This is a genomic window from Marinibacterium profundimaris (assembly GCF_002210095.1).
GTDB classification, from domain to species: Bacteria; Pseudomonadota; Alphaproteobacteria; order Rhodobacterales; family Rhodobacteraceae; genus Marinibacterium; species Marinibacterium profundimaris.
In genome coordinates, this window is record NZ_AQQR01000020.1 from 63341 (window position 1) to 70241 (window position 6901).

Here is a 6901-nt window from a genome sequence, read left to right on the forward strand (position 1 = left end):
GGTTGGTTTCTGAGAACATGCGGATGCTCCCGACGCGTGGCCCGGAGTCGTCCGCAGACCGAGTTGTAGGGTCTGCCTCGCGTCGTTCAACCGGATAGTGCTGGGTCATAAAGGTGTGTGTCACCTGACCCTAGCCTGCCTTCTGGTCCTTCTCTGACCGGCGTCGCGCCATTCAAGAAGACTGGTGCCGACTACGATACGGCACCCAAACGCGACCACGGCTTCAACGTCGACCTCGGCAAGGATGCATATGAGGACGATCCGTCCCTGCAGGCCACAATTTGTGGTCCCAAAGGCGCTGGCCTGCTCCCCTTGGTGTCCGCGTACTTCAACTCGTTCTGTTTAGGTTTTGTCGTCGCATCGGTCAGGGTCTGCCCTAGATGCGGGAAAATTCTATCGGCAAGTTCGGTCCGCCAGACAAGAAATCGCCACTGATCTGAAGAGTTCGTGGGTCCCACTGGAGAGAACCCCATGCCAATATACCAATCTTCATTCGTCCTCGACTTTGGATATGGGTTCTCCTTTGTCTTCTAGCGCGGTTATTCACTTGTCTATGGGTGCACGTGTCCACCACTCGACTTGCAAGGAACGCTGCCTTTCCATTGATGTCGATGCTACGTGCGGCGGCGCGACAGCTGGTAATCCACACCCGTCATCCGAAACCGCCACTTCAGCATTTCCGGGCTGACGAGATGTTCCTCGCAAGCGTCGCGATCCGACAGGCGCCGACGACGAATAGACAGAAGGGCGGGCCGGGGCAGCAGCAAGGCTCCGGCCAACCAGTCGGCTTCGTCTTCTTGGTCTTGATCGAAATTACCCGGAACAAGAGAGCCGTCCTCTAGGATGCAGGCTTTTGCAAGTTCGTGACCCAAGATGATGTGCGCCAGCTCGTGCATCACCACGTTGTTGCGGCGACCTTTTGAGGAGACCGGTTTATGGACGACAAGATGGGCCGCGCCCAATCTCATCGTCAGGGCGGACCACGATTGATCTGTCTCGTCGCTCAGAACCGACCTGGCGCTTTCCGATATCCCATCGACGTCATCGGTGGACCAAACGGTGACTCGAAGCTCCTCCGCCAAACGGTCGGCAGACAGCGCATCATGATCCGACAGACCGAACTGTTTTCGAAACTCGACCGATCGCCGCTCACATTGAGATTTGAACCCTCGTCTGAATGCCACTTAGTGTCCTCGAGCCTCGACGTCTTGTTCGAATTGTCGCGAGGCCTGGGTGATGAGTTCTGCCAGTGCGAGAGCGGTCGCTTGCGGGACGGCTTTCCTGTTCTTGAATGCGATTTGAAGGTCTCCAACGCCGGTGAACTTCGAAGGCTCCTCCCCCAACCATTCGCTGAGTTTGTTGAGCGTGCCCACGTCTGGGACATGCCCTTTTTCGATCCTCGTGAGTGTGGTCGGACTGATCCCAATCTCCTTTGCGGCAGCCCTGACCCCCATGTTTCCCCGTCGCCTTAAGACTAGTGGGGCGAGTTCGTTGATATTCATGTGCCCTCCTTAGTGTTTCGTAGACTGGTATTAGTGGTGCGAAGACTGTTTACTTGGTAAGGCTTCTGGCCTATACCAGTCTGTGAAACACTTGAATCATGCCGCAGGGCCGGGGTCAACAGTTTCGAATCGAGGCGAGTCAGGAAAATAAGGAGAATTCGATGTCAAAGCGTATTCATGTGGTCCCCCACGGGGATGGTTGGGCTGCACGCCGTGAGGGCGCTACCCGGGTAGGATCCACGCACGCAACCCAGGCAGAGGCGACAGCGGCCGCACGCACCACGGCGATCCGTGAGCGAGGTGAGGTCGTCATCCATCGGCCCAATGGCCAGATCCGCGATGCCAATTCTTATGGGAACGATCCCTATCCGCCGAAAGGCTAGGCTCCAACGCGGGGCCGGAGGTCAACAACTGCCCAATCTGCTCGGGCAAGAAAATATGAGGACAGTGCAATGCAGGCTCTGGTGAACTTCTTTCCGCTCGGCAACGCCGACACCGCCCGCCTCGACCTTGCCGATGGGCGCAAGGTCCTGATCGACTTCGCCGCAATGCGTTGTGACGACGATGAGGATGACCAGCGTTGCGACTTGCCGACGACACTTCGCCGCGACTTGGATAAGGCGGGCCGCGACTACTTCGATGCGGTTTGCATCACGCACACTGACACCGATCACTGTAAGGGGTTCGGTGACTTCTTCTGGCTGGATCATGCTGCGCTCTACCAAGGCAAGGGTCGCGTAAAGATCAGGGAGCTTTGGGTCCCTGCAGCGGCAATCCTTGAAGAGAACTTGAAGGATAATGCGCGGTTGGTCCGTGCGGAGGCACGGTACCGTTTGCGTCAGGGCAAGGGTATTCGAGTGTTCTCTCGCCCCGAACGGCTGAAGGCCTGGATGGAGGCGGAAGGGATCGACTTTGAAAGCCGCAAGCACTTGATTGTGGATGCTGGCAAACTGGTGCCTGGGTACACACTGACTGGACCAGAGAAGGTAGAGTTTTTTGTGCACTGCCCGTTCGGCTGGCGACAGGATGAAAACACTGTCGTTGATCGCAACGAGGATTCAATCGTCATGCAGGCCACCTTTGTCGAGGGCGGCCGGAAGACGAGACTGCTTCTCGCCTCAGACGTCAATTACGAGACGCTGGCTGCGATCGTCCAGGTCAGCCGGAAGCACGGCAATGAGGACAGGCTCGCTTGGGATCTGATGAAGCTGCCGCACCATTGCTCCTACAAGTCGCTCGGGCCGGAGCGTGGCTCGAACGAGACTGTCCCTGACCCCGACGTCAAGTGGCTGTTCGAGGATCAACGCCAACCCGGCAGCGACATCATCTCTCCGTCCTGGCCGATCCCCGTCAAAGGGTCGAAGGCCGACGACGACGTCCAGCCCCCGCACCGGCAGGCTGCAAACTATCACCGTCGGATCACTGTGGCGCACGACGGCGAATTCATCGTGACGATGGAGTACCCGTCGAAGTGTGACCCTAAGCCCTTCGCATACAAGATCACGGCATTTGGTTTCGCCCTTGCGCTTGCTGCGCCGATGGTTGCTGGAACCGCCGCGGCGGCGTCGCCCAGGGCTGGCTAATGGACGTCGAAGCTTGGCTCACGGCATCCTTCGACGAAGTGATCGAGGTCGATGACCTCACCTCTTCGGCAGCGGCATCGTTTGCACGGTTTGTCGACCGGCATGCCGCCGAACTCGCTGCCGTCGTCGCACTACGCAGGGGAGGGGCCGGTGAGCTTGTAGAACTCACCTTCAGGACCGGCAGGCCGCAGCAGAGCGTCGTGCCAATCCGGCGCACAGAACGAATTGGCGTTCGCTTCTCTGGCGGCGATTCGATGCCATTCGTCTACGTGTTGCGGAGCGATTTTCCCGACACTGCCCACCAAAACCTCACTGCCGAAGGATCACCCCGCGCGATCTGTATCGATGACCGAGGTTGGGCGGAAGCGCGCCTCACATGGACACCGGCCGAGCTTGTCCAGCGTATCCTTGCCTGGTTTCGGCGAGCTGCCGAGGGCGCATTGCATGACGCCCGGCAACCGGTCGACCCGCTCATGTTCGGGACCGGCTACAACATCATCATGTCCCGTGCGTTGATCGATAACGCCAACACACAGGATCTCGTCGCTGTCCCTGACGACACGGGCACGCTGATGCGCGTGATCCCGCTTTCCCAGCTGGAGGGGCGCACACTGGCTTTGCCGTTGACGGTGGCAGCGTACCGAGTGCCTCCGGCGCAGATGGTGCGGCTTTCGTTCGCGCCAGGCAATCTTGGCAGCCTTGCCGACTTGCTCACAGCACGCGGGATCGATCTATTTGCCGACCTGCGTACGCGCCTCGCCGAATGGTTGAACGACGCGCGCACCAATGCGGCGCGGATCAATTCCTGCCTGGCAGTGGTCGTCGAGATGCCGATTACCTCACCAGACGGAACACAACAGGGCACAGATTTTCGGGCCTTCGTCGCTGCTGAGAAGGTTGGTGACATCGCGGTCGCGCTCGGAATTGCTCACAAGGTCGAAAGCAAGGATCAGGGCGGAGCCGCCGGCTTCGTTACCGCTTTGACCGCCGGAGCTGTGGATGAAGCTGCGCTGATAGCGATGGCCGTGCTGCCGGTCGAAGTCCACGCAACCTTTGACCGAGACCTTGCGACCCGGCTTGCGGGCCGCACCATCCCGGATGCACGCAAGGCCGTGATCGTCGGAGGGGGCGCGATCGGTGCCCATGTCGCCCCTTGTCTTGCCCGAGAGGGGCGTTTTCTCTGGACCGTGATAGACGATGACGTCCTGCTTCCACACAACCTTGCCCGTCATGTTGGCTTCGGCGGCGACGTCGCTCGGCGCAAATCTGAATTGCTCGCTGGGGCGTTGGCGAGCATTCTTGACGATGAAGACTCTGTGGCTACAGCAATAACCGCCCAGGTTGGGGTTGAAGGGCAGCAAAATGACGACGTTGATGCTGCGCTCGATGGCGCCGACATTATCGTGGATGCATCCGCTTCTTTGCTGGCGGAGCGCTTCCTCTCTGACCATAAATCCAAGGCTCGGCGGTTCAGCATCTTTTTTAGCCCGGCGGGGGATGCCGCCGTTCTGCTGGCCGAACCGATAGATCGCAGCGTCACGCTACGCGATCTGGAAGCGCAGTATCTGAGGCATGTCGTCCGGGAGGAGGCTCTCTCGGGTCATTTGGAAACCCCGGTGCGGACATTCGCCTATACCGGCGCTTGCCGTGCCATCACAAACCTGATCCCGGAGTCGCGTGTCATGGCCCTAAGTGGGCTGGTTGCGGAAGGTCTGGGACGGGCCGCCGACACTGATGAAGGGATCATCCGGATCTGGTCGCTTGGTACGGAGGGCCAAGTCAGGAGCTTCTCCTATCCTGCGGAGGATGTGCGTCGTTTCGATGTCGATGGCTGGCAGGTCTCACTCGACGCCGGTCTCCGCTCGCGCATCGCGGCCATGCGTGATGAATGCCTGCCGAACGAGACGGGAGGTATCCTGCTCGGGGTCGTCGACATTCCTGCTCGGAAAATACACCTTGCCGATGCCGCCAAAGCACCTGCTGACAGCATCGGTTCGCCAACCGGCTTCGTTCGCGGCACCGATGGCGTCCAACAGTTGATCGACCGATCTATGGCGGAGACACAGGGACAGCTGCGCTACGTCGGGGAGTGGCATTCACATCCGCCACTGGTCGGGGTGATGCCGAGCGTTACCGACCTGTCCCAGATCAATTGGCTCGCCACCATATTTGACATGGATACTTTGCCCGGCCTGATGTTGATTGCTGGGGAGGCCGAACTCGCTGTCGTGTTTATGCGCCGTAGCGAAGCTTCTTCTCCGCTAGCCGAAAGGTCGGTTCGATGAGTAAGCCCGTCATCGGCCTTTCGCTCTCAGGCGGTGGATCCCGTGCCATCGCCTTCCACCTAGGCTGTTTGCGCGCCTTGCATGATCTCGGAATTCTTGACGAAGTTCGGGTCATATCCACCGTATCAGGGGGAAGCGTCATTGGCGCACTTTATGCGGCTAATGACGAACCGTTTCCGGTCTTCGAGACGAAGGTGCGTTCGTTGCTTTCCTCCGGCTTGGTGCGTCCGGCCTTGCGCAAGGTGTTCACGACCACCGAAGGCCTGCGTGCGATCTACTGTGCTACCCTTCTTGGGGTGATCAACCTCGCAATCTTGGCGATCGCGACCGGACCACGCCTCCTTTCGCTGATGCTGCCACCGACCGCACGTACACGCTGGAGCTTCGACAAGTTGCGCGCGTCGCTGCCGCGTTTCGCGAGCAGGACGACGATCCTACGTAGGGTTTTGGACGAAGATGTCTTTCACGGACTTAAGTTGCGGGAATTGCCCGCGACACGCCCACTTCTGATTATCAACGCTGCAGATTTGCGCACAGGTTCGGCGTTCTATTTTTCGCGAGAGAAGTCCGGATCGTGGCGCCTCGGGGAACTTGCCGGTTCACAGACGACTCTTGCACATGCAGTCATGGCTTCCGCGGCATATCCGCTATTTCTGCCGGCGCTTGATGAACGTCTCGCTTTCAACAAACCTGACGGATCGCGGCGAGAGGAGCACGTCACCCTGACCGACGGTGGGGCTTACGACAACTTGGGCCTGGCGCCGCTTTGGCCTGATCGGGACTCCTCGGTGAGCCTGAATGTTTCTTGTGTGGACTCGATCATCTGTTGCCGCGCTGGTTACGGTTTGCGATTTGATCCACCCAGCCAATTCTTCATGGCGCGGCTTACAAGCACGTTCACTTGCATCTTTGATAGGGCTCAGAACGCGGCAGTGAAGCGTCTGTTCGATTTAAAGTCCTCTGGACAGATCAAGGGGTTTGCCATGCCCTTCCTTGGGCAGGATGACTCCCGCCTCGCCTTTCCGCCATCGGATCTTGTATCACGAGAAGACGCACATGGATATCCTACCGACTTCTCTGCGATGCCAGACGAGTGGATCGAGAAACTCAGCAAGCGTGGCGAACAGTTGACATACGCTTTGACTGCCGAGCACATGCCCGATCTAGTGCGAGAATTGCAGCAGAGCTAATGCTGTTTCTAGAATGGTTTCGATAGTTGCCCCTTGTCGGTCATGACCATTTTTGCAAATCGCCTACCTGCCGGTCTTTATGAGCGGGTTAGGCGCTGTAGAACCGCGAGACCAATCTTTGTGTAGGTGTGAAGACAAACCTGGAACCAAACCGGCTTCCAGTCGCTGAAGGCGTTAGGCCTATAAAATGGTGCGGACAGCGGGACTCGAACCCGCACGCTCGATTGAGCAGGAGATTTTAAGTCTCCGGTGTCTACCATTCCACCATGTCCGCGTGGTGCCTCGGGCAGGATTCGAACGTAACCGGCCGGTAAGGACCACAGCTCAAGCGACGGCCTTCG

Annotated in this window: 6 protein-coding genes and 1 tRNA gene; 4 read left to right on the forward strand and 3 right to left on the reverse strand. The window is 58.8% G+C overall.

All coding sequences use genetic code 11. The features are described 5' to 3' along the window. Window positions 1-614 precede the first annotated feature (614 nt). A complete protein-coding gene (locus ATO3_RS24180) occupies window positions 615-1184 on the reverse strand; it encodes an ImmA/IrrE family metallo-endopeptidase (protein ID WP_143747364.1) in 570 nt (189 codons plus the stop codon). Then, complete coding sequence (locus ATO3_RS24185; protein ID WP_035367104.1) at window positions 1185-1502, reverse strand: helix-turn-helix domain-containing protein; 318 nt, start codon at window positions 1500-1502, stop codon at window positions 1185-1187. 161 nt (window positions 1503-1663) lie between these two features. Between ATO3_RS24185 and ATO3_RS24190 the strand changes: the two genes are divergently transcribed. The 4 genes from ATO3_RS24190 (at window position 1664) to ATO3_RS24205 (ending at window position 6560) form a co-directional block, all read left to right on the forward strand. Next, a complete protein-coding gene (locus ATO3_RS24190) occupies window positions 1664-1885 on the forward strand; it encodes a DUF2188 domain-containing protein (RefSeq protein WP_009803658.1) in 222 nt (73 codons plus the stop codon). Between the two features lie 69 nt (window positions 1886-1954). Continuing rightward, the gene (locus ATO3_RS24195; protein WP_088652449.1) at window positions 1955-3085 is read left to right on the forward strand and encodes a ComEC/Rec2 family competence protein; all 1131 of its coding nucleotides are present in this window, start codon (window positions 1955-1957) and stop codon (window positions 3083-3085) included. Beyond that, entirely contained in the window at window positions 3085-5370 is a 2286-nt protein-coding gene (locus ATO3_RS24200) for a ThiF family adenylyltransferase (RefSeq protein ID WP_088652450.1), read from the forward strand. Before ATO3_RS24195 ends, ATO3_RS24200 begins: the two co-directional genes overlap by 1 nt. After that, window positions 5367-6560: a patatin-like phospholipase family protein gene (locus ATO3_RS24205; RefSeq protein WP_088652451.1), complete on the forward strand. Its 1194-nt coding sequence runs from the start codon at window positions 5367-5369 to the stop codon at window positions 6558-6560. The genes ATO3_RS24200 and ATO3_RS24205 overlap by 4 nt, the downstream gene beginning before the upstream one ends. A 188-nt stretch (window positions 6561-6748) precedes the next feature. On the opposite strand, the gene ATO3_RS24210 is transcribed toward ATO3_RS24205, so the two are convergent. Beyond that, a tRNA-Leu gene (locus tag ATO3_RS24210) sits at window positions 6749-6834 on the reverse strand. Window positions 6835-6901: the final 67 nt, after the last annotated feature.